We start from the raw sequence: 24306 nt of genomic DNA, 5'->3' as shown, positions 1-24306 counted from the left end.
ATAAAAAAACCAACGATAATCGTTGGTTTTTTATTAAAAGCTCACAGCTAAAATTACTTTTTAACTAAGCCTTTGCCTTCCGCCCACACGTGTAGCAACTCAAGACCTAAGGTAGCACCTGCAAGCGCTGTAATATCTGCAGAATCGTAAGCTGGAGCGACTTCAACTACATCCATACCCACGATATTCATCCCACGAAGACCACGGATGATTTTCATGGCTTTATCACTGGTTAAACCGCCGCATACTGGCGTGCCTGTACCTGGCGCATAAGCAGGGTCTAAACAATCAATGTCAAAGGTCACGTATAATGGCATATCACCGACACGGGCTTTAATTTGCTCAACAATTTGCGCCGCGGTTAAATCATTGGCTGTTGCGGCATCAATGACTTTAAAAGCATGCTCTGCAGTATTGTATTCTGTGCGAATACCCACCTGAATCGAGTTTTCTGGTGCTATTAGGCCTTCATTTGGCGCATGGAAAAACATGGTTCCATGATCATACTTGCTGCCCTGACTGTAAGTGTCTGTGTGGGCGTCAAAATGTAATAACGCCATTTTGCCGTATTTTTTATAATGTGCGCGCAGTAATGGCAAAGTGACAAAGTGATCGCCTCCAAAACTTAATAATGCTTTGTCACTATCAAGGATTCGAGTAGCAAAGCCTTCTAGTCTTGTAGTGAAATCTTCTTGATCCCCGCAATCAAACACTAAATCGCCAGCATCGACAATATTGATGGTTTCGCTGATGGAGAAATCCCACGGCCAGCGGGTTTCTTCCCAAGCAAGGTTAACAGAAGCGCGGCGGATAGCATCAGGCCCCATACGACCACCTGAGCGACCTGTTGTCGCCATATCAAATGGCAAACCAATCACAACTACATCAGCGTCTGTTTCTATCGGCTTAAAGTTAAGTGGCTGACGTAAGTAACCAAATGCATTGGAATACAATGAATAATCTGCTTTTTCAGCAAAAGTGCTCATAAAAATCTCCGTAAAGGCTGAACGCCAATAACTACAAATATTCTGGTATCAGTACTTCATGACAAAGTTGCTGATAATGACTAAAGTTGACATCGTACCCTTGTTCAGTTGCAAGCGAGCAGCTGCCTAAACACAAATGTGCAGGGAACCCTTCAGTGTTTTTAGGTGAATTAAAACCAATGACATCCCAACTTCCAGGGTTTAGGCTACTTAATAATCTTGAGTAAATATCGACTGGGTGATTAGTTAAGTTCACGTTAGTTTCTAAGCTCACATAAGAACTTTTTTCTTGAGGGGTAATATGAATCGTAAAGTACTCCAGCCCTTTAATGCCGTTTATTGAGTAACCAAACGGTTCAAACAAAAAATCATCCACAATAAAGTCAGGGAATAACTCTGATAGTGCTAATAAATCACGGATCCCTTGGGAAGATTGATTCACACCACGCAAATAATCTGCTGCTTCACCATTAATGTGGTACATCAATAGCTCATTCGTCACGTCCGTTACTGGGGCTATAAATGGCTTTTTAGAACTGAACATATAATGATGGTGCGAGTCTAAATGACCAATGCGATACGCATTACCCGTAATAGTTTGACGAATTTTTTTCAAATCATCTTGAAACGAACTCGACTGCAGGTGAGATAAATATTCGTTCTTACGCTGATAACTGGCAAAGCCTATAGCTTCTTCACCGACATGAGCAATAAACGACATCACCGCATCAGCAAGTGTGGTTGTGCCACAGGTAAGCATGACAAAACGGTCATCCCACACAAATAAACTCGATTCACTCAATAAATAAGCGTCGCAATATTCATTACTGATTGACGAGAGAATTTCAGCGTTAGCGCAAGCCACAATATCAGCCCAAAAGGGTTGACCAAAACTGCGAAGTTTTTTAGATGAGTCAGCGAGTATGACTTCAATCTTTTTTTCCGAACCTTCAAAAAACATATTTCAAAACCTAAAAACGCGGAGCCACTCATGTGGCTCTGCTGACACACTTTTTACGAGAAATCTTCTAAATAGGTGTAACCCTTTAGACCTAACTGTAACTCTTCCAAAATCGAGGTTCTTTCTTCTTCAGCAATATGCTGATTCACCAATTCTTCATAGGTTCGCATAAATGCCACAGCATCTAAGTTTACATAACGAAGTACATCGGCAACCGTATCACCAGCTAATACTGATTCAATATTAGGTAAACCGTTTTCTTCAACACGGACGACGGCTGAATTAGTGTCACCAAACAAGTTATGCATATCACCCAAGATCTCTTGGTAAGCACCAACCATGAAAAAGCCGATTAAATAAGGGCTCTCTGGAGTCCAAGCTGGCACTGGCAACGTGGTTTCGATACCTTGTCCATCAACGTACTGGTCAACAATACCATCAGAATCACAAGTGATATCCAGCATAACAGCTCGTCTTTCAGGCGGTTTGTCCAAACCACTTAACGGCAACACTGGGAAAACTTGATCAATCCCCCATGCATCTGGAATTGATTGGAACAATGAAAAGTTGACAAAAAACTTATCCGCTAACTTCTCATTTAACTCATCAATAATAGGTCGATGGAATCGGTTGTTATTACTTAATAAGCTTTTTAATGCATAGCAAACTCGTAAATTGGTTTGCTCAGCCCAAGCACGTTGCATCAAGGTCAATTGGCCTACAGAGAACAACGAATGCGCTTCAGCAATATCACTTTGAGTGTCATGATAAATCTCAATAATCGCGCGATTATCTGGACGTTCACTCATATCCGTCCACGACTCCCACATGTTGTGTAATAGTTGTGGCGCATCTTCTTCAGGTGGCTGAATGTCTTCTGGTTTATAAGATTCAGTGCCAATCACATCGGTAATTAATACCGCATGGTGAGCGGTTAAATGACGACCAGACTCAGAAATAATCCGCGGCATTGGTTGCTCATATTCATTACAAATATCACTCAACACGCTGACAATGTTATTAGCGTATTCAGTTAAGCCATAATTCATTGAGTTATTGCTTTGGCTTCGCGTGCCGTCGTAATCTACGGCTAAGCCGCCACCAACATCAAACGTATCAATCAATGCCCCTAACTTGCGTAACTCACAGTAAAAGCGCCCAGCTTCACTTACACCTTGGCGAATATCGCGAATATTGGCGATTTGCGACCCTAAGTGGAAATGAATTAATTGCAAAGAACTCATCATGTCGAGCTCTTTTAACTCGTTAAGGACTTTTAAAACCTGCGCTGCTGATAAGCCAAACTTTGACTTCTCGCCACCACTTGCTTGCCATTTCCCCTTACCCTGAAATGCAAGGCGAGTACGAAGGCCTAAACGTGGTGTAACGCCTAACTTTTCAGACTCTTGAAGAATCAGTTTTAACTCAGAAATCTTCTCAATAACGATATAGACTTTATGGCCAAGTTTTTCACCAATCAAAGCTAAGCGTACATATTCTTTGTCTTTATAACCGTTACAAACAATCACTGAACTGGCTTTTTGAGCCATGGCAAGAACGGCCATCAATTCAGGCTTACTACCTGCCTCTAAGCCCAACTGCGGGACTTCTTTAGACTTTTGACTTGCTAAAATCTCTTCAACAACCGTTTGTTGTTGATTTACTTTTATTGGGTAAACCAATAAGTAATCGTTCTGATATTCGTACTTCTGAATAGCTTCATTAAATGCATCACAAAGGTTTTCGACTCTGCGATGTAAAATCTGCGGGAAGCGCACAAGCACAGGTAAAGCAACGCCGGCTTTAACCATATCTTTGGCAAGCTCATTTAAGCCAATAGTGCAATCTGGCTTACTTGGGTCTGGGGTCACTGTGACTTCACCACTATCATCAATGCCAAAGTATTGTTGGCTCCAATGCGTTACGTTATAGCTAGAACGTGCGTTTTCGATAGACCAATCTTTCATATTCTTCATTCCGTCTATTCAGCCGATTATGCAGAAACGCTTTGAGCGTCTTTTACTGCACTTTCAACAAATGCAGGCAATGCAAAGCTTGCCATGTGTAAAGCAGGCGTATAGTAACGAGTGCTGATATTAGCCTGTTCAAAACGTTGCTTTAATGTCGTTAAATCTTGCTCGCGAGCCGTTAAATCATTAGTCGCCCATGCAAAAGCCATTGTGCCACCAATATATGTAGGTACTGCAGCATTATAAAACCAGCAGTCTTTTACATAAGGACTCATGCGCCTTACTGTATCTTGCAGCTCTTGGGGTTGCATAAATGCCACCCCATTTTGAGCGACAAAAATACCATTGTCTGTTAAACTGCGAGTGCAATTTTCATAAAATGCCGAGCTGAACAACACTTCACCAGGCCCCACAGGATCGGTGCAGTCAGAAATAATCACATCAAACTGCTGCTGGCAATGTTCAATAAAATGCATCCCATCATCAATCACTAAATTAACACGTGCATCTTCAAATGCACCTTGTGAATGTTGAGGGAAATAGGTTTTACACATTTCAACTACATTAGCATCGATTTCAACCATAGTAACCTGCTCTATAGATTGATGTTTTAATACCTGTCGTAGCATTCCACCGTCACCACCACCGATGATAAGTACTTTTTTAGCACTGCCATGCGCAAGGATAGGTACGTGAGTCATCATTTCATGATAAACAAATTCATCTTTTTCAGTTGTTTGAATAGCGCCATTAAGTGCCATTACTCGGCCAAAATTAGTATTTTCAAAAATACTTAAATGCCACTGCTCTGTTTTTTGTTCAAACAGAACTTGTTCAACTTCAAAATACTGACCGTAGCCGGTATGCAATGTTTCGTAATAAATATTTGATTTGTTTAGCATGCCAAAGTCCAACGCTGCCATAAATTCGATGACCGTCACAGCGTAGATGTAAGTTAAAAACGTGAATCATTAAGCTTGTACTGTTTTTTTATAGTCAAACTCATTATTCGAGCCAATGCTATTTAGACAGAATTCAATCAATGCTTCTATGGTTTTAATCGGGTATCTGTAACCTTACTTCATAAAAGCAAGGGGTCACTCACTACCCAACTATATAATCTGTTCTTTTTATCTAAAATCACGAATATTAGGATTCGTTGGTTCAATTAAAAAAGCGGCGCAATTAAACCCTGCAAACCGTGATAATGCAAGGATGAAAAAGCAATTTTAGTATAAATTTAATTCATTATTTAACTGCAACAGCAATGTTATGTTTTTTTTGTTAAAAACCAGACAGTTCTGGCAAATAATTTGTGCTCAATTGAGATAGTTTATTAACCTAGCCATTTTCAAACTAAGCTTTTAAGCTTGAGATTATTATCTCAAGTATCAAACGCAGAAATAAGCACAGTTACAAGCATCGATATTGCGTATATAATTACCCAGTTTTCTCCTTATCTTTAGTTAAATAGAGCCGCAAATGATACAAATCGGAAAGAGTCACTCCCTAGAAGTCGTTAAACAAGTCAGTTTTGGCATTTATGTGAATGCGCAAGAACTAGGTCAAGTATTACTACCTAATAAGTTCGTCCCTAAAAACTGCCAAGTTGGCGATATGGTTGATGTATTTCTTTATCTTGATTCTGAAGATATTGTTATTGCGACGACCCAAAAACCTTACGCTCAAGTCGGTGAGTTCGCTTATTTAAAAGCAATCGCGACAGGTCCTTTTGGCGCTTTTTTAGATTGGGGCTTAGATAAAGATTTATTACTTCCTTTCGGTGAGCAACATAGAAGCATCGAAGAAGGTAAGTCATACCTAGTTTATGTTCATGCTAACCATGTAGATGAACGTATTATGGCTTCATCAAAAGTCGATAAGTTTTTAGATAAGACGCCAGCTGATTACGAAGCAGGACAAGAAGTCGACTTAGTCATTGGTGGCAGCACAGATTTAGGCTTTAAAGCCATTATCAATAACGCTCATTGGGGCGTATTGTTCCAAAATGAAGTTTTCCAGCGTTTGAGTTTCGGTCAATCTATTAAAGGTTACATCAAACAAGTTCGTGATGATGGCAAAGTGGATTTGATTTTACAAAAAGCCGATCAAAAGAACTTAGACAGAAATGCTGAAACCATCATCAACAAATTACACCGTGCAGGTGGCTTCTTGCCACTGAATGACAAGACTGACTCAGCTATTATTTATGATCAATTGGCCATGAGTAAAAAAGCTTTCAAGCGAAGTATTGGTGGCTTATTCAAAGGTGGACAAATTAGTATCCAAGACGATGGCATCAAATTGCTTAAATAAACTGCATCCAGCCTGAATTATTTGATAAAAAGCATGGTTCTGTTATAACAAACCATGCTTTTTTATTTGGAGTAATTTATGGAACTTAGCAATCAAGAAGCCCGTATTATCGGCTGTTTATTAGAAAAAGAAATTACTACCCCCGAGCAATACCCTCTTTCAATCAATTCCTTAACCATGGCGTGTAATCAAAAAAGTAGCCGTGAACCCGTTATGAGTCTCACTGACCAAGAAACACAATCACTCATAGATGATCTCACCAAGAAAAGACTGATCAGTGAGCAAACAGGGTTTGGCAGTCGAGTCGTCAAATACAAACATCGTTTTTGTAACACCGAATTTAGTGATCTTCAGTTTTCTAGTGAGCAACTTGCAGTGCTTATTGTATTGTTACTTCGTGGCCCACAGACCCCTGGTGAATTGAAAACACGCTGCAATCGATTACATGAATTTGATAGTCCGCAGCAAGTTGAAGCCGCATTACAATCTTTAGCGTCTCGCGATGAACCTCTAGTGGTACAATTACCCCGTGAAGCTAACCGTCGGGATAGCCGTTATGCGCAACTATTTTCAGATAAACAATTTCTCGAGCAAGGTAGTACTCAATTTGAAGTCAGCGCCGCTCCGATAAGTAAATCAGTGAATAATGAGGCAACGAATGCATTACTTGAGCGAGTTGATACACTAGAAGCTCAAGTCAGTGATTTAACCCAGCGTTTATCTGAGCTTGAACAACTTCTTGATTAACCATTAATGTTCAAGTTAACACAGACTTAACAAAAATTAATCTTCATCGAGTCCGCTATCAAGTATGATGGCGGACACATCATCGTTTTCTCAAGGATATTTTTTATTTATGGACTCATCTCCTCGCTCTTCCTCACTTCGTCAGACTTGGCTGATTGCCAGTTACGAACTGAGTAAGCGATTTACCAATACTAAAGGGATTGCGGCGTTAATCGCATTCTCGCTCCTTTGGGCAATTATCTTGCTATATCCAGTGCAAAGTGCATCGGTATACATGCTAGAACCAGGATTTAAAGAGTTGGTCCAAGGCATATATGGGCCAGATGCGTTAAGCCAGCTTTTTAGCTGGAAAGTCGCCGAGTTTGCTGTCTTTTGGTGTATTGCACTTTATGTGTTCCCCATGTTTAGCATCTTTATTACCGCCGACCAATTTAGTTCAGATAAACACCGTGGTTCATTCAGGTTTCTGACATTAAGAGTCAGTCGCGATAGTATTTTCTTTGGCCGCTTCTTAGGTCAGATGCTGATTCAATCTTGTTTACTATTACTGACAATTATCGCCACGATCCTAATGGTACTGAGTCGAGATGCCAGCTTATTTGCTGATGCACTATTAAGTGGCTTTTCTGTGTTCATTAATGTGTTTATCGCATTACTGCCTTATACCGCGGTAATGGCAGTATTATCTTGGTATGCCAACAGTGCTAGACAAGCGAGTATTTATGCAGTCATTCTGTGGGCAGTTAGTGGTATTTTAATTATGCTCATTAATAGCCAAATACCCGCAATGTCATTTTTAAGCTGGGTGCTGCCTGGTTCGCAATTATCTCTGATGATAAATACCCAAGGCTTAGGCTCGTTGATTTACGCTCCCATTCCTTTGATTCAAACGCTCGCAGTATTAATTGCAGGTCGTATTTACATGCAACGGAGTGCACTATGAAGCTAATTACTTGTGAAGGCGTATCGAAGCAATACGGCGCCAAAGCTGCGTTATCTAATATTAATTTATCTTTAGATACTGGTGCACCTATTGCTCTTGTGGGACCTAACGGTGCAGGTAAAACCACCCTATTTAGTTTGTTGTGTGGTTATATTCATCCAAGTGCCGGTGACATTACCATTTTGGGTGAACAGCCTGGCAGTCAAAAACTACAAAATTTAGTATCAGCTTTACCTCAAGATGCAGCGCTCGATCCAAACTTTACCATAGTGTCGCAACTGACCTTTTTTGGAAAGTTGCAAGGTATGACGGGCAAACAAGCAAAACAAGAGGCTTTAAGAGTTTTAGATTTAGTCGATCTGACCTCGTCAGCTTTAATGCTTCCCAAAAGCTTAAGCCATGGTATGAGCAAGCGTGTTTCTATTGCTCAGGCGTTGATGGGCTCACCTAAATTAGTATTGTTGGATGAGCCTACAGCAGGCCTCGACCCAGCTAACGCCAAAAAGATCCGTCAAATCGTAAAGGATTTATCCGCTACTACTACTTTTGTCATTAGCTCACATAACTTAGAAGAGTTAGAAAAACTTTGTGATCAGGTGTTATATCTTGAGCAAGGCCAGCTGCAACAATCCGTTTCAATGAAAGCTGATGCTGAAACAGCCTTCTTAACCCTCACTATGCAGCAATCTGATATTCAATTACTCAGTGATAAAGTGAAAAGCATGCCGAAAATCATCAATGTTAAAATTAATAATGACGAACAAATCATTATTGAACATCACATTGATCATAGCTTTAATCTGGAATCGTCACTGCTTGCGTTATTTAGCGAACAAGGCTGGCAATATAAAGCCATTATGAAAGGCAGAAGTTTAGAAGAAACCTTATTCTCCAACTAAATGTTGCTCGCTATCTAGTGTTCAACGATAGATGGTTTCGACATGAAAGTTAGAGAATGTTTAAAGGCCCAGTATTATTACTGGGCTTTTTATTGGGATTTTCTATTGAATAAACGTGATACTAAGCAGGCTAAGCCTATAGCAAGCTAACAAATAAATAGTGCTCAATGACTCTCAACTAATGCCGCCTCCGCCCTTTAATTGAAAAACCTTAAGCCAACTCTATATATAGTTTTAACTTTAGCTGATTTTTTTATAGGGAGCTTTAACCAGATAGTGCCTATTTCTTATAACCACCGCACGTAACTAACACATATAACTACCCCTTATAAGCATGGCATGTAACCCGATTCAGCGTCGTATAGTAGGAAACACCACAGTATAGGCTTTATTAAGCGGAGTACTTTAAATTTATGGAGCGTTATTGGACGACAGAACAGCTGCAGGAGTTGGTAGAGGTTTTACTAAAGTATTTATCGAAACTTTTTTAAAGGCAAAAAAAAACTGTAGTCAAAGACTACAGTTTTATTTAATTATCTAGCCGAAGCTAGGAATAATTAAACTACAGTTACGTTCTCAGCTTGAGGTCCTTTCTGACCTTGAGTAACAGTGAACTGAACTTTTTGACCTTCGTCAAGAGTTTTGAAACCGTCTGAGTTGATAGCACGGAAGTGAACGAATACGTCTGGACCAGACTCTTGCTCGATAAATCCGAAACCTTTGTCAGAGTTGAACCACTTAACAACACCAGTAACTTGAGACATGATATAAATCCTGTATATAAAAAATAAAGCCTTAACGGCGGTAGAGCTGAAAATGCCGGTTTTACTTATGTTCACAGGACGAAACTGGTCGTATTGAAACACATAAACTAAGCCCAACCTTCAAGCCCGATAGATTATGAACCTTTCTACGGGGATGTCAACTAACATCAACATTTTAATTCAATTAGTTATTACCACGCTTAAAATTCGCGAATGAGATAACAACTAAAAACTAAATATCAGATTCAAAAAGTAAAATAGCAAATTTAGATGACAAATCAATTACGTTGATGAATTTCAATACTAAAGTCTAATTCGCAGCTAAGTCCTTGATCTGCAATTTGGGCTTTTTGCTCTTGAGTTAGTTTCCATGCATACGGTGTCATATTTAAAAAGTTTTCAATATCAATAGGGTCTGATAACTCTAATGGGTACTGTAATCTTTCTTGATGCAAACAATTAAAGCCCTCAAGCTCAGCTTTTGGCTCATCATGGGGTTTAGGTTCACTGTAGATGATTTTTTTCATGGCAAAATGATGCATTGGACCAGGCGAAACCGTAATTAAAATGCCGCCTTTTTTGATCACTCTTTGCAATTCTTCAAGTTTAGAAGGCGCATAAATACGCATGGACAAGTCGAACAAACCATCGGCAAATGGCATTTCATATGCACTCGCAACACAAAAATCTAATTCAGAATATCGTTTAGAGGCGTATTTAATCGCTGATTTAGAAATATCTAATCCTTGCAAGTGACATCCAATTCCCTGTCCAGACCGTTCATCGGCACTTGTACCAACGGTAACATGACCCTTTGCCGTAGCGTTATCCATAATTGCTTTGAATAAACGATGACTGTAATAGCCCTCACCGCAGCCAATATCTAAAATTCTTTGCTGTGTGGTTTCAGCCTCTGAATAACTGAATTGAATCGCGAGTTCGTTGACTCTATCACTGAGTTTTTGATAATAACCTTTATTTAAAAACTCCCGTCTCGCAAACATCATGGTTTTATTATCACCAGGATCTTTTGAATTTTTCTTTTGAACCGGTAGCAAATTGACATAGCCTTCTTTTGCACAATCAAACTGATGACGATTCTCACACTGCCAAGACTTAGCATTAAGTGACAAAGAAGTACGGCATATAGGACAAATATATTGCATCAAATAACTCTATATATAATAAATAAAAGGCATGGTTGAACTCTAATTAAAGAGTTGCTTAAAACGAATTGGCAAGGATTTTACGCAATGAACGGGGAAATGTCAGGTTTCTTCAGTCAACTTATCTACCATTAGGCTCACATCCGCTGGCGCTAATAAAGTAAAGCACTCTAATTTACGCTGCAAATCTTCAACATCTTTTGAGAGCTCATTGGCTGCTGTAGCGTAATTGGTTCGCTGTTGAGACTGACTATAAGTTCTCAGTAGCCACTGTTGTTTGTGGTTGAGTAAATTATCGAGTTTCAGCAGTTGAGCAGCAATGACCGCATGAACTTTATGATGCGTTTGTGATAAATACAAATTGATATCCGCCCTTACCTGTTCAATCTCGCTAATATTTAATGCTAACGTGGCAGGTGGCTCTTCATAATTAAAGTTTCTGGCAAGGATCGCTTTGGCCATCATAAGCTCTTTTGGCTCTTGGTTCAGGCGCAAGTCTTGTTCAAGGTTCACCGATTCACATACTGAATGCTGGTAACTGACGCTAACCAAGTTTTGCGATAAGTTTTCAACATCAAATGATAAACCAACACCTTTTCTTAATGACTGAGCAGAAATCCTTGGTGCAATGCCTATTTTGGCATATAGACGAAACCCTTGGCCTAAGGCTCGGTTAAACGTGAAATTTATAGCCGGAGGACTTGATTCAGTGTCAGATTCAATTTCAGCTTCATCAATAACTGCAGGGTCAATGGCAGCAGGCAGGTTAAGGCGCTCATCTAACAATTCAACTTTAAAAAATGGCTGGCAGGTTAAAATAAAACTCGCAGATTGGGCGCAATGAGACTCGCAGATAATAATTTCTGCTAATGGCTGGCTTAATGCAGGTAATAAAATAAAATCACTCACGTCTTCTGCAAGTGCAATCAATAAGGTTTGCCCCTGATTGATTTGATACTTAACTGGTTGACTAAATAAATGATTGTACATTTTTGAACTCCTGAATACCTTTCTAGATTGTAACCAGCAAATTCAATTACGTCATCTTATTAACTACATTACATTAGATTTACTGCATATTTATTAAACCAAAATACAACATCGAGATAATCAATCTTTAAATATATCTTCAGTCCGGTGAGTTCTCATTTGCTTGTATAATGACCAAATAGACTTCGAGAGGCCGAGCAAATAAAAAACAATGTTCTCAGTTAAATCTACGAATTAAATTATTAAGTATCTCGCACACATCTCACTTTATTATTGTGACGTAATATATCGCCTTGAGGGCCTTTGTAATAAAACTCCCCTTCGCTACCTGTCGCTGATTGTGCTCCGGGTTCTGTTATCACATCGACTTTATCGTTACTACGCTGAGAACCTGCGCCATGAACATCTAAAATGGTACTTTGCATATAGCCTAAAGCTCGACCAAATGACACATACACAGCATTACTTCCATCGCCACTGTTAGACACATGTGTCGTAGAGCTCCAGTAATAACCCCAATCTTTTACACCAGCTTCATTAGTAAACGAACTGCTATCAAATACGGCATCAATTGCTGCACTACTATGGGTATCTGGTGAGATAGAATAATCCACTAGGCTTTGAAGTTCTTTTGCATTAGGTAAACGCCAATCACTAAAAGACGCTGTTGTCGCGGTTTCACATTGGGATACTGCATCATCCCAATTGCTTGAATCACTATCACTTGTTTGCCACATTAATTCCGTGGCAAGGTCGCTTACAGTATCTGAAGTTAGAATTTCAAAATCATTTAGTCCGTAGTCTTCGTTTCCTGCAACACATCGAACATAAAATGGTTTGGTATCGCTTGGGTAACCTTTAATTCGTCCATCAACATAGTTAACGCCGAACATGGTTGCATCGCCATTCATTGTGGTACTTTGATATAAGGTGGTTGATGCATATTGACCATCAATGATGCGATCAACACCTGAATCCAAATCTCCAAAAGCCCAATCAAAGACTTGATCAATAAAAGGCACTAAGGTTGAAGTGTCAGTCCCTTGATAATCACTTGCGTCTTTGCCGCTAAATAAAATAAGTGAATATGCTTCTTTAACACTAGGTAAACGCCAATCACTTCGCCCCGCTAATGTCAGGTTGTCACAGTGCTCGACAGCATCTGGCTGAAACAATTTATCATCGTAATTTAATAAACCATCCTCGTTGATATCTGAACTTTGTTGCCAGATTAATCCGGTGACATTATCTGTCACTATTAAGCCATCATTACTCAATGTGTAATCAGGTTGATGACCATTGTAATCAGCATCATAACCTTTGCCATCGCACTTATTTTCGTCACCCGAGGATGAGCTATAACAAATGCTTTGATGAGTATCGACAATAGAGTATAGAGTCTCTGTCACAGTGCTTGATTGACTACTGACAATAATACTGTCGGCAACGCTATTGTCAGAACCATCATTCACGATTAACGAAATAACATAATCACCATCAATGCTCGCTGTAAAAGAAGCCATCACATTTTGCGCATCTGTTAGGGTGACAGAATCATCTGGCGCAGAATCGATTGTCCATTGGTAGCTGAGCGTATCTCCGTCAATATCAGAACTTAAATGACCGTCGAGCTGCACAAGCGAACCGGTAATAACCATTTGATCAGAACCCGCATCAGCTACAGGTATATTATTAATTGGGGTGACTGTATCATTTGGGTCATTATCAGATGAGTCATCTGAACCACCGCACCCCGCCATCAAACATGCTGAAATCAGTACTGCTGTAATAGCCAATGAATGTTCTGACTTCAATTTTCCATATATTGCCATTAGGGTGTTTACCTCTTCGGGGTTGAAATACTTGTACCTATTGTAAATAACTAATATATAAAGAATCACAGAGTTATTTGACCAATATACTAAGTTAATCAAGTGTGACTATTAGTTTTACAAAACCTTACACCAGCGCCTTTTTCTGCGATAAATCTTCGTTTTCATAGAATTAAATAGATGCAAATAGAGATGTAGAGATAATTAACAATATTGATTTGCCATTTAAAGGAGAATTTACTCTTTTTGTGGCCAGCTAATAGTGCCTGAACGAAATGATATCTAGGTTGCAGTATGAGCTGATATGTTCGGTAAAGTTAAACGATAAATTGAACGTTTTATGGGCTTCAGTAAGTCAGTAGGCAATATTGATGACAACGAGATTTAATTCATATCTATCTCGTTGTTAAAAAGTCACATCATGTTGTTTGTTTGAGCGCTTAACCCTATAGAACCTCGATATGGCTCTATAAAAGGTTTATCATATTTTAATCAGTGCTTTTTAAGTTTACTATCAGTTAAACTCAATTTTATATACGCACTTAAACCCATTCAATACACAGGATAGTGTTTAAGATTGAAAGCCTGTTAATGACTCAAACCTTAATAAGTAACGGATAACCCAAAGCAGTTATGAATAAAAATAACCAACCAACACTCTTTTGGCACGATTATGAGACCTTTGGTGTTAGCCCAGCAAAAGACCGACCGTCTCAGTTTGCAGGCATTCGAACTGATTTAGATCTTAATATCATCGGTGAACCTGAAAACTTTTATTGCAAGCAATCAACAGACTACTTGCCTGCCCCTGAAGCCATTTTAGTGACCGGTATAACGCCACAGCTTGCTAACCAAAAAGGGATGGCTGAGACTGAGTTTATGGGGCGTATTAACGCAATATTTACTCAACCTAATACCTGTGTCGTTGGTTATAACTCATTAAGATTCGATGATGAAGTGAGTCGTTATGGTTTTTATCGTAACTTTATCGATCCTTATGCTCGTGAATGGCAAAACGGTAATAGCCGTTGGGATATCATTGACTTAGTAAGAGCTTGTTATGCATTCAGACCAGAAGGCATCAATTGGCCGTTAAAAGAAGATGGCTCGCCTAGCTTTAAGCTAGAGCACCTTACACAGGCAAACGGCTTAAGTCATGAGCAAGCCCATGATGCCATGAGTGATGTCTACGCCACCATTGCAATTGCCAAACTCATTAAAGAGAAGCAACCCAAGTTATACGAATACTATTTTGAGCTTCGTAATAAGAAAAAGGTCGCCGAGCAAATTCAAGGCGATTTCATGCAACCGCTTGTACACGTTAGCTCAAAAATCAGCGCGGCTAATGGCTGTGTGACTCTAATTGCTCCCGCAGCTCCGCATCCAACTAATAAAAACGCCATGATATGCGTTAATCTTGCAATGGATTTAACTCCACTTGTCGAGTTATCAGCAGAAGAAATTTCCCAGCGTATGTATACGCCAAGAAGTGAATTAGCACCAGATGAGTTGCCTATAGCGCTTAAACAAATTCATTTGAATAAATGCCCTTTTATTGGCACGCCAAAACTATTAACTGAACAAGTCGCTGAGCGCCATCAATTTGATATGGAATTTGCTCGTAGCCAATATAAGTTTTTCAAACAACACCCTGAATTAAGAGAAAAACTACAAGCAGTATTCGAAATCAATGATCATCCTGTAACCACAGATCCTGACTTAATGCTTTATAGCGGCGGTTTCTTTAGCCATGCCGATAAAAGCAAAATGGAAATGATCCGTAATACCAAGCCCGAGAATCTTGCTGCACTTCAGCTTAATTTTGAAGATGAGCGTTTGGATACGATGTTTTTCCGCTATCGCGCCCGTAATTACCCTGAAACCCTTAATCATGATGAGTCATTAATCTGGCGAGAATTTTGCCAACAACGCTTATCTGATGCTGATTATGTGATTAATCTCGAAAACTTATTGGAAGAAACCAGCGAGAATGAACACAAGCAGAAGTTATTAAAAGCGCTTTGTCTTTACTTACAATCACTATAAGCGATTAATCAAATAGCTTATTTTGCACATATTGTTAAATTAAAAGGAATTGGTCATGCAAAATCGTTTCATTGATAGCATCACCCAACTACCTAAACCGGTAGCTACAGCCTTAATCCCATTACTCAATGAGGATTTTTGCGGTCATATTGATGCTAGTCAACTTGCTGAGCTTGTTAAAGTAAGTGAAATGACCGAAGAAGATTTACTATTAAGTTTGTTACCTATTGCTGCAGCATTAGCAAAACCCAGTATCAGTGAGTTTTACGTTGGCGCTATCGCAAAAGGTGAAAGCGGTGACATCTACATGGGAGCTAACTTCGAACTCTCTTCAGAAGCGTTATTTCACACCGTTCATGCCGAACAAAGCGCTATCAGTCATGCTTGGCTTAATGGCGAGCAAAAAATTGTTGATATCGTCGTCAATTTTAGCCCTTGTGGCCATTGCCGCCAATTCATCAATGAATTAGTCAGCGGTATTGATATTAAAATCCACTTACCTGGTCAGCAACCGAAAATGTTGGCACATTACTTACCTTACGCTTTTGGCCCTAAGGATTTACAAGTCACTAAACCACTATTGTCTAAAAGCAATATTGAGTTCAGTTTAAACTCTGATGATCCAATGATCATTGAAGCCGTTGATCAAGCAGGTTTAAGTTACGCACCTTATACCAAAAACTTTGCCGCAGTTGTTATTGAAACGAAAGACGGTAAAACCTATTGTGGCCGCTATGCAGAAAATGCCGCATTTAACCCTTCAATGATGCCAATGCAAATGGCCTTATCTAACTTAATCCGCCATAACCGAGATTACAGTGACATTAATCGCGCCGTACTAATTGAATCATCAGCGGGTAAAATTAGCCTTGTTAATGCAACCATGGATACCCTGCAAGCTGTTGCCGCAATTGAGCTTGAACACATTGTGGTAGAGCCAAGCTAGAAACTGCCCCAATGATGAATATGATGCTTTGGCTCACTCCAAAGCGTCATATGCTTTCATCCTGTTGTTTATAACAATTTATATCTAGACTGTTTATATCTAGACTATTTATATCTAAACTGTGCAGTTAAAAATTATATTGCACAAATACATTAAATCCTTAAACTCAAGCTTTTCTCATTTAAGAATTCCATTTCATGCCAGATTTCGCAGTACTTGCAGTGTTCATTCCAACATTTTTTTTCGTTTCTATCACTCCAGGTATGTGCATGACATTAGCCATGACACTTGGCATGAGTATCGGCGTTAAACGAACACTTTGGATGATGGTCGGCGAACTGATTGGTGTTGCTTTAGTGGCAATTGCCGCAGTAATGGGTGTTGCTAGTGTGATGCTTAACTACCCTGATGTGTTTGCTGTATTAAAATGGATTGGCGGTGCATACCTTGCCTATATTGGCATAAACATGTGGCGTTCAAAGGGTAAAATGGCCATTATTGAAGGACAACAAACAGATAATTCCATCAGTAATTATGCGCTAATTTCACAAGGGTTTGTCACCGCAATTGCCAACCCAAAAGGTTGGGCATTTATGATCTCATTACTGCCACCCTTCATCAGTGTCGATAAAGCCGTAGCACCACAATTGTTTTGGTTGCTTTCAATTATCATGGTGACAGAAAGCGTATCAATGCTGGCTTACGCAAGCGGTGGTAAAAGCCTAAGAATGTTCTTATCTCGGGGTGACAACATCAAGTTAATGAATCGCATTGCTGGAAGCTTAATGATAGGCGTCGGCTTTTGGTTGGCACTGGGATGATGTAGACATTTTGATTTAAGATACTTCATTTAAAGTTATTTCATTCGAAGGCATTCCACTCAAAGAAAATATATTTAAGGAAGCTCATTAGACCGTTTATAACAAGGAAGTTATGCCTAAGATTCTGTTAACGGGTTATATCCAGTTCCCTCAAAACACAAGCGATGAAGATTTAGCATGCATACGTGCTGAATTGGCAATACATTCTCAGCTAACCTTAAATGAAGTGGGTTGTATTAGATTTAAGGTCGCCCAAAATATCATTGACCCTTTGAGATTTGATGTGGAAGAAACATTTATTGATAAAGCTGCATTTGAATGTCATCAGCAAAGGGTTAAGCATTCTAATTGGTGTAAAGTAAGCCAATCAGCATCGCGGCATTATTCCACCAGCGAAATTTAAACCATTAAAATAACGCTAACCCAGTAAAAACCTTACAACCAAAACTTATGCCGCTTGTTCACAATAAGGTTTCACACAATTTCTGCCGTTTTCTTTAGCAACATATAGTGCTTTATCAGCTCGTATCAGTAAATCTTTTAACTCGGTAGCACATTGCGTTTTATCAGCTAAACCAAAGCTTGCTGTACACGTTAATTGGTGTGCCTCTGAAAGCGAAATCTTACAATCTTCAATATGTTTCCTCATTCGCTCTGCCACCTTTTGTGCATCAGCTAAAGATGTATTGGGCATAGCCACGACAAACTCTTCCCCACCTATTCGAGCACATAAGTCATGTTCACGACATAAAGCTTTAATGGTACTTGTCACTTCAATAAGGCATTTATCACCCACGAGGTGACCGTATTGATCATTTATTTTTTTGAAAAAATCTAAATCTAACAACATTAAAGTGAATGGCAATTTGTTATCTACCGCATTTTCAAATAATACTTTACCTTCCTCAAAAAAATAATGTCTATTAGCTAACCGAGTTAACGAATCCGTCGTAGCTTGTAATATCAACTGCTGCTCATTTTTATCAATTTGTTTGGCAAATATGTACAGTACAAAAATGACTTCTAGCATAGTTACAAACACAACAGACTGATAAAGCATGTGATTCATTTGTTCCGTCAGTACAATCAATGGTTCAGTATTGAAAGTATTTTCACAATAAAAAAATAGTACTAATGCGATTAAACTCAGTGATACCTGCTCTACTCTTTCTCGTAACTCAAATAATAAAAACACACCTGTTGGCACAAGGAAAAAATAAAGGTGAAAACCACTAGCGTTGGTGACATACACATTACTGCAAATTAATAGATGAACCATCAAAACACTAAAAAACCATATTTTAGCCAACTTAGGATGATGAGTTGCACTGAAAGCAATAGTGAAAAGATACGCGACGGTGAAAATTAAATTAATAAAACCTACAGTATGGTTTTCAAGAAAAAAAATGTAATTGATAGAGTAAAGCAGTGAAATAACCACGGTGATTAAACCGATTATATTCATTGTTCGAGTGCGATTTGCGGAAGAAAACGATTGTCTGCTGGTACCCAGATTTATAATATTTTTTAAGTTCATATGGGATAACGACTAAGTTAAAGACTTGTAAACATTAGCACGTTTTTGAAGTTATTCTAAGGCACACGGTAAATTAGGTGAGCCTTGTTTAATTTGATGGAAGTAAATCAATTAACTGTCATAACTTAAATCACACTTCATTCGTTAATGAACAAATTACATCCCCCTTAGATTTAGCGCGATTTTAATAAGTTATGGTTTATCACAATTTATAAGGCAACTTTTCAGATAACTGCTGCATGTATTGCTTAATGTGAAGCTGCTCTTGCTGGCAGTAATCGTAAATCGCCTTTCTAAACTCAGGATGAACGACTTCATGATTTGAGTACGTTGCAATGGGTTCAAACCCTCTAGCAACTTTGTGTTCCCCTTGCGCACCAGCATCAAACGTAGCTAACCCATGTTGTATTGCATATTCAATACCTTGGTAATAACAAGTTTCAAAGTGCAAGCCGTCTACTTCTTGTAAACATCCCCAATAGCGTCCATAAAGATGCGTTGAAGAGACAAAATACAAGGCCGATGCAATCAGGTTTCCTTGTATATTGGTGACTAATAACAAACGCACTTGCCTTCCCATTGTTGAGGCTATTTGAGTAAAAAATTCAGCATTTAAATAGCCAGTATGGCCTGATCGTTTTAGGTAAGTTTGTTGGTAACAATGGATAAAACCTTGCCATTGTTCTGGTGTTGCCTTATGACCATCAATAAATTTGTAGTTAAATTCAGCTACGGCTTTTCGTTCTTTTTTAATACTTTTGCGTTTTCTAGACACTAATTGATTTAAAAAGTCATCAAAGTTTAAGTAATGCTTATTTTGCCAATGGAACTGTGTTCCTATTCTTGCAATAGAACAATGGCTTAAGTGGTTGAAATCTCTTTGAGGTAAAAACAAACAATGCCATGACGAAAATTGCTTCTCATTAATTGTTTGATTTAAATAATGGCAGATTTTATTAATGATCAATTCACGCACTACTTTGGATATACCTGCCGCTATACCAATACGTTGACCAGACACAGGAGTAAACGGAATGGCTGCCACTAACTTAGGATAATACTCCAAGCCATTTCTTTCATAGGCTTCAGCCCAAGACCAGTCAAAGACATACTCCCCCCAAGAATGAGATTTCTCATAACAAGGTAAAATAGCGATCACTTCTTTTGCAGATGTCACGACTAAATGCTGAGGACGCCAACCTGCTTCACTGCATACACTCAAACTTTGCTCTAATGCCAACAAATACTCAAACTGCGTAAATGGATTATCGTCACTAAAAACACGCTGCCAATTAGGCTGCCCAATTGAGGCAACTGAATCATAAAAACTCAGTTCAATATCATCAAGCCTATCTTCAACTAAAAACTCTGACATATTTCCTCAAAAAACAGCATTAGATATTGTGCATTAGATCATACTTATGGCACATTGCAAAACATGATTACAATTACAAAGGACTGAAAATGGGTATCTTTTCTCAATTGAAACCTATCGTCATTTCAACTTCAATTGCACTAGCGATTGGTTTTTCATCAATTTCTACCTATTCAGTACAGGCTGCTAATGAGCAGTCAATTTATAGCAGAGCAGCAACAGCGCAACCAATTTGGGCTGAACATGGCATGGTTTCAAGCCAAGAGTCTTTAGCAACCCGCATTGGAGTAGATGTTCTTAAAAAAGGCGGTAATGCCATTGATGCCGCTGTCGCAGTTGGTTTTGCACTATCTGTAACGCTACCCCGTGCGGGCAATTTAGGCGGTGGTGGTTTTATGATGGTTCACTTAGCTGAAAACAATAAAACTATTGCCATAGATTATCGCGAAACCGCACCGTCAAAGGCACATAAAGATATTTTTTTAGACGAAAAAGGCAATGCAAATCCAAAGCTAAGCCGCGAGCATGGGTTAGCCGTGGGCGTACCTGGAACTGTAATGGGATTTGAGCTGGCTTTGGCCAAATATGGCACCATGAGTTTAAATGAAGTGATTCAACCTTCAATTGCACTCGCAAAAAATGGTATCAGAGTAAACTCTGATTTAGCGGCTTCTTTAGATGGTTTAAAAAGACGAATTTCTCAATGGCCTAGCTCTGCTGAAATCTTTTACAAAAAAAATGGTGATAGCTTCTCGGTAAACGACACATTAGTACAAACCGATTTAGCTCAATCTTTGTCATTAATCGCTAAACAAGGCAGTAAAGGGTTTTACCAAGGTGAAACGGCTGAAAAAATTGTCGCCACAATCGAGCAAGCTGGCGGCATAATGACATTAGATGATCTTAAAAACTATCAGGTAGTTGAGCGAGAACCTGTTAGAGGACAATATCGAGGCTATGAAGTTGTTTCTATGCCACCTCCTTCATCTGGTGGCATCCATATTATTGAAATGCTCAATGTATTAGAAAATTATCCTATACAAAAACTTGGCCATAATACTGCTCAAACATTACATTTGATGGTTGAAACGATGAAGCATGCTTATGCTGATAGAAGTGAATATCTTGGCGATCCAGATTTCACTCCAGTACCAATTGATGAATTAACCAGCCAGAAATACGCAGATAGTATCGCTAAAAAGATTGCCTATAACAAAGCAACCCCAAGTTCAGAAATTAAAGCGGGAGATATCGGCCCATATGAGAGTAATCAAACCACGCATTACTCAGTCGTCGATCAATGGGGCAACGCAGTATCAAATACTTATACTCTTAACTTTAGTTATGGTTCTGGTTTAGTTGCTGCTGGAACTGGAATATTACTCAATAATGAGATGGACGACTTCTCCGCAAAACCAGGTAGCCCGAATGGCTATGGCCTTATTGGCGGTGAAGCCAACTCGGTGCAAGGCAACAAGCGGCCTTTGAGTTCAATGAGTCCCACTATTATAATGAAAGATGGAAAGCCTTTTATTGTAACTGGCAGCCCAGGTGGATCACGAATTATCACCACCACTTTGCAAGTCATTATGAATGTAGTGGACCACCATTTAAATATTGCAGAGGCAACTGCAGCACCACGGATTCACCACCAGTGGTTGCCGGACTATATTGGAGTTGAAACCAGCTTAAATAATGACACTGTGACTCTATTAGAGGCTAAAGGCCACAAAGTGAAAACCAGTAGTGCGATGGGCAGTACCCAGTCTATTGTCGTAACCGAAAATGGTATTTATGGTGCGTCCGACCCCAGACGAGCAGGTTCAGAGTCATTAGGCCATTAATTAATCTATTTTAGATTTCCATCTTAAGTAATTAATAATTAGACCATTCTTATTTACCACCTAAATAAGAATGGTTATTAACTACATTAATACCCTTCCTAAAGTCCGTCTTCTCTTAATTATTTCAAAAATATTCGCCCCAACTATTAAGAATATAAAAATTTTGCCGATAGTGTTATTGCCAGAACAGACTTGTTAACGCCTGACAACTTAAACTTAGCACTTGTTAATGTTGTGATGACCAATAAGTAACACTAATTAACAAGAGGTTAAGGTTAAACAAACAAAAAATAGACTTTACACTTTGTTAACTTTTATATTGCACGTTTATATACTGCTTTATCTCATAAATTATCAATTTATAAGTAATTAATTTATAAACAATTAAATAACTTACTAAGAAGATGGGAATTGTCGCAATAGAAATGACAATAAATTAACGCAAAAAAGAAAAACTCGATTCTCGAAAACAGAACCTAAAAACAGGCCCAACTTGATGAAGTTAAACAGCTTAAAAATAAAGCACCGGATCGCTTTATTGACAGTCGTTGCAATTTCTTCGTTTGTTATTTCACTTGTAATTAACAATCAAAGCGTGCAACAAAATGCTGAACGTTTAAATGGACTTCAATCACAACTTTACCCAGTATTAAATTTAGCCACTATTAACGATGGCTTGTTATTGCAATTAAACCAGAATATTCAATCCGCAGTAACAACTGGTGAAGAAGAATCATTGATCACTGCTGAAAATATGGTTAACCAAATTAATAGTAATCTAAATACTATTAAGGGTTTATTACCTCATGAAGCTAATGATGCCAATAATATGCAACGCGATTTGGCCACTTATCATGACAATGCCAAAACTTTGGTTGCTGAGTTTTTAAAAGATGATGTCGACTTTAACAAGATCACAAACCAGGCTTCTAAAAATGCCAAGCGATTTGAATCACTAACAGCGGTTTTTGCTAAAAAACAGCAAGATTACTCCGATGCTTTCACAACGAGTATTAGCACGACTTTAGTAAGTTCAGATAATGCGGCATCATTGATGTTGATTATCGGTGTTATCGCTTCACTATTTTTGGTGGTCGTTGGCGTATTAGTGAACCGTTCAATCATTGTTACCATTCAGGATGTCACCCATTCATTACAGAATATATCAGAAGGTGAAGGCGATCTTCGTTCTCGGATTGAATATAACGGTAAAGATGAAATCGCGACGCTCGTACATTGGTTCAACCAGTTTGTATCGAAATTACAAGTCTCGATTGCCGACACTAAACAAACCACAGACAGTTTAAGTGCTGTATCTCACACGTTATTAGAAAGCTGTAAAAACAGTGAAAACACCGTTATCGAGCAAAACGAGTTCGTTGAACAAATCTCTAATGCCATGCGTGAAATGTTCATCAGTGTTGCACATATTGCTGAGTATGCCGCTAATGCTGCATCTGAAGCTGACAACGCAAATGATGAAGCTAAACAAGGGCAAGAGGTTGTGTCTCAAGCCATCACTACCATTAATAAATTAGCAGAAGAAGTACAAACAACTGCTGTTGTGGTGAATCAACTCGAGGCGTTCACCAGTAACGTCAACGATATTCTCGATACCATTCGTGGTATTGCAGATCAAACCAATTTACTTGCCTTGAATGCAGCAATTGAAGCAGCTCGAGCAGGTGAACAAGGAAGAGGCTTTGCCGTGGTGGCCGATGAAGTAAGAACCCTTGCTTCTCGAACACAAGCGTCAACGCAAGAAATTCAACAAGTATTGCAAGAGCTTCGCTCTACTTCAACTCAAGCAGTTGATGCAATGCAACGTGGAATTGAAACCGCTGAAGAAGGTGTCAAAACCACTTCATTAGCCGGAGATGCATTAATCAGTATCACCAATAAAGTGAGTGCGATTACCGTCGTTAACGAACAGATTGCTGCCGCCACTGAAGAACAACATAACACTTCAGAGCTTATCCAGCAGTATGTCGCTGATATTGAAACCAATGCCGCTAAAGTAAAAATGACCACGGATGAAATGGGCGGGATCAGTTATGACATTGAAGGTGTTAGTAAACAGCTTCAAAACATAACAGGTCAATTTAAAGTCTAACAATAATAATATCTTAAGATAAACGAGATTTATCTTGAGTAATGATAAAG

General features: G+C 39.0%; 20 protein-coding genes. 10 read left to right on the top strand and 10 right to left on the bottom strand.

Annotated elements, in window-relative coordinates:
- Positions 1-53: 53 nt before the first annotated feature.
- From speB to speE, 4 genes are read right to left on the bottom strand one after another with little or no spacing between them, the layout of a single operon-like run.
- Positions 54-986, bottom strand: coding sequence for an agmatinase (speB, locus tag QPX86_RS09000; RefSeq protein ID WP_220754183.1), 933 nt, complete (start codon positions 984-986; stop codon positions 54-56).
- Between the two features lie 31 nt (positions 987-1017).
- The gene (locus QPX86_RS08995) at positions 1018-1947 is read right to left on the bottom strand and encodes an adenosylmethionine decarboxylase (protein ID WP_285164971.1); all 930 of its coding nucleotides are present in this window, start codon (positions 1945-1947) and stop codon (positions 1018-1020) included.
- 53 nt (positions 1948-2000) lie between these two features.
- Positions 2001-3914: a biosynthetic arginine decarboxylase gene (gene speA, locus QPX86_RS08990; protein WP_285164970.1), complete on the bottom strand. Its 1914-nt coding sequence runs from the start codon at positions 3912-3914 to the stop codon at positions 2001-2003.
- 26 nt (positions 3915-3940) lie between these two features.
- Complete coding sequence (speE, locus tag QPX86_RS08985; protein ID WP_220754186.1) at positions 3941-4819, bottom strand: polyamine aminopropyltransferase; 879 nt, start codon at positions 4817-4819, stop codon at positions 3941-3943.
- Between the two features lie 580 nt (positions 4820-5399).
- On the opposite strand from speE, the gene QPX86_RS08980 reads away from it, so the two are divergent.
- The 4 genes from QPX86_RS08980 to QPX86_RS08965 all read left to right on the top strand — a co-directional run bounded on the left by QPX86_RS08980 (position 5400) and on the right by QPX86_RS08965 (position 8822).
- Entirely contained in the window at positions 5400-6233 is an 834-nt protein-coding gene (locus tag QPX86_RS08980) for a CvfB family protein (RefSeq protein WP_285164969.1), read from the top strand.
- Positions 6234-6311: 78 nt separating this feature from the next.
- Positions 6312-6980, top strand: coding sequence for a YceH family protein (locus QPX86_RS08975; protein WP_220754188.1), 669 nt, complete (start codon positions 6312-6314; stop codon positions 6978-6980).
- A 109-nt stretch (positions 6981-7089) separates the two neighbouring features.
- Positions 7090-7923 carry an ABC transporter permease gene (locus tag QPX86_RS08970; RefSeq protein WP_285164968.1) on the top strand — a complete coding sequence of 278 codons (834 nt, stop codon included), beginning with the start codon at positions 7090-7092 and terminating at the stop codon, positions 7921-7923.
- A complete protein-coding gene (locus QPX86_RS08965) occupies positions 7920-8822 on the top strand; it encodes an ABC transporter ATP-binding protein (protein WP_285164967.1) in 903 nt (300 codons plus the stop codon). The genes QPX86_RS08970 and QPX86_RS08965 overlap by 4 nt, the downstream gene beginning before the upstream one ends.
- Before the next feature lie 557 nt (positions 8823-9379).
- On the opposite strand, the gene QPX86_RS08960 is transcribed toward QPX86_RS08965, so the two are convergent.
- From QPX86_RS08960 to QPX86_RS08945, 4 genes are all read right to left on the bottom strand, one after another.
- Positions 9380-9586, bottom strand: coding sequence for a cold-shock protein (locus QPX86_RS08960; RefSeq protein ID WP_012155714.1), 207 nt, complete (start codon positions 9584-9586; stop codon positions 9380-9382).
- A 278-nt stretch (positions 9587-9864) separates the two neighbouring features.
- Positions 9865-10752, bottom strand: a complete 888-nt coding sequence (rlmA, locus tag QPX86_RS08955; RefSeq protein ID WP_285164966.1) for a 23S rRNA (guanine(745)-N(1))-methyltransferase — start codon at positions 10750-10752, stop codon at positions 9865-9867.
- A 102-nt stretch (positions 10753-10854) separates the two neighbouring features.
- On the bottom strand, positions 10855-11742 hold the full coding sequence (locus QPX86_RS08950; protein ID WP_285164965.1) for a hypothetical protein: 888 nt from the start codon (positions 11740-11742) through the stop codon (positions 10855-10857).
- A gap of 242 nt (positions 11743-11984) precedes the next feature.
- Entirely contained in the window at positions 11985-13574 is a 1590-nt protein-coding gene (locus QPX86_RS08945) for an Lcl C-terminal domain-containing protein (protein WP_285164964.1), read from the bottom strand.
- Positions 13575-14207: 633 nt separating this feature from the next.
- Between QPX86_RS08945 and sbcB the strand changes: the two genes are divergently transcribed.
- The 4 genes from sbcB to QPX86_RS08925 all read left to right on the top strand — a co-directional run bounded on the left by sbcB (position 14208) and on the right by QPX86_RS08925 (position 17790).
- The gene (gene sbcB / locus QPX86_RS08940; protein ID WP_220754193.1) at positions 14208-15620 is read left to right on the top strand and encodes an exodeoxyribonuclease I; all 1413 of its coding nucleotides are present in this window, start codon (positions 14208-14210) and stop codon (positions 15618-15620) included.
- A 55-nt stretch (positions 15621-15675) separates the two neighbouring features.
- Positions 15676-16566: a cytidine deaminase gene (gene cdd / locus QPX86_RS08935; protein ID WP_220754194.1), complete on the top strand. Its 891-nt coding sequence runs from the start codon at positions 15676-15678 to the stop codon at positions 16564-16566.
- A gap of 197 nt (positions 16567-16763) precedes the next feature.
- Entirely contained in the window at positions 16764-17387 is a 624-nt protein-coding gene (locus QPX86_RS08930) for a LysE family translocator (RefSeq protein WP_220754195.1), read from the top strand.
- A gap of 112 nt (positions 17388-17499) precedes the next feature.
- A complete protein-coding gene (locus QPX86_RS08925) occupies positions 17500-17790 on the top strand; it encodes a putative quinol monooxygenase (RefSeq protein ID WP_285164963.1) in 291 nt (96 codons plus the stop codon).
- A 45-nt stretch (positions 17791-17835) separates the two neighbouring features.
- Here the strand turns inward: QPX86_RS08925 and QPX86_RS08920 are convergent, their stop codons facing one another.
- Together QPX86_RS08920 and QPX86_RS08915 are read right to left on the bottom strand one after the other, a co-directional pair.
- Positions 17836-18924 (bottom strand): GGDEF domain-containing protein, encoded by a 1089-nt coding sequence (locus tag QPX86_RS08920; protein WP_407696623.1) that lies wholly within the window; start codon positions 18922-18924, stop codon positions 17836-17838.
- A 202-nt stretch (positions 18925-19126) separates the two neighbouring features.
- On the bottom strand, positions 19127-20299 hold the full coding sequence (locus QPX86_RS08915; RefSeq protein WP_220754198.1) for a GNAT family N-acetyltransferase: 1173 nt from the start codon (positions 20297-20299) through the stop codon (positions 19127-19129).
- An 89-nt stretch (positions 20300-20388) separates the two neighbouring features.
- Here QPX86_RS08915 and ggt point away from each other — a divergent pair, with 89 nt between their 5' ends.
- Positions 20389-22143, top strand: a complete 1755-nt coding sequence (gene ggt / locus QPX86_RS08910; protein ID WP_220754199.1) for a gamma-glutamyltransferase — start codon at positions 20389-20391, stop codon at positions 22141-22143.
- Between the two features lie 538 nt (positions 22144-22681).
- On the top strand, positions 22682-24256 hold the full coding sequence (locus QPX86_RS08905; RefSeq protein WP_285164961.1) for a methyl-accepting chemotaxis protein: 1575 nt from the start codon (positions 22682-22684) through the stop codon (positions 24254-24256).
- Positions 24257-24306 lie beyond the last annotated feature (50 nt).

This window comes from Shewanella goraebulensis, assembly GCF_030252245.1.
GTDB classification, from domain to species: Bacteria; Pseudomonadota; Gammaproteobacteria; order Enterobacterales; family Shewanellaceae; genus Shewanella; species Shewanella goraebulensis.
The sequence above is the reverse complement of the archived record's forward strand: the minus strand, read 5'-3'. Positions and strand labels throughout refer to the sequence as shown.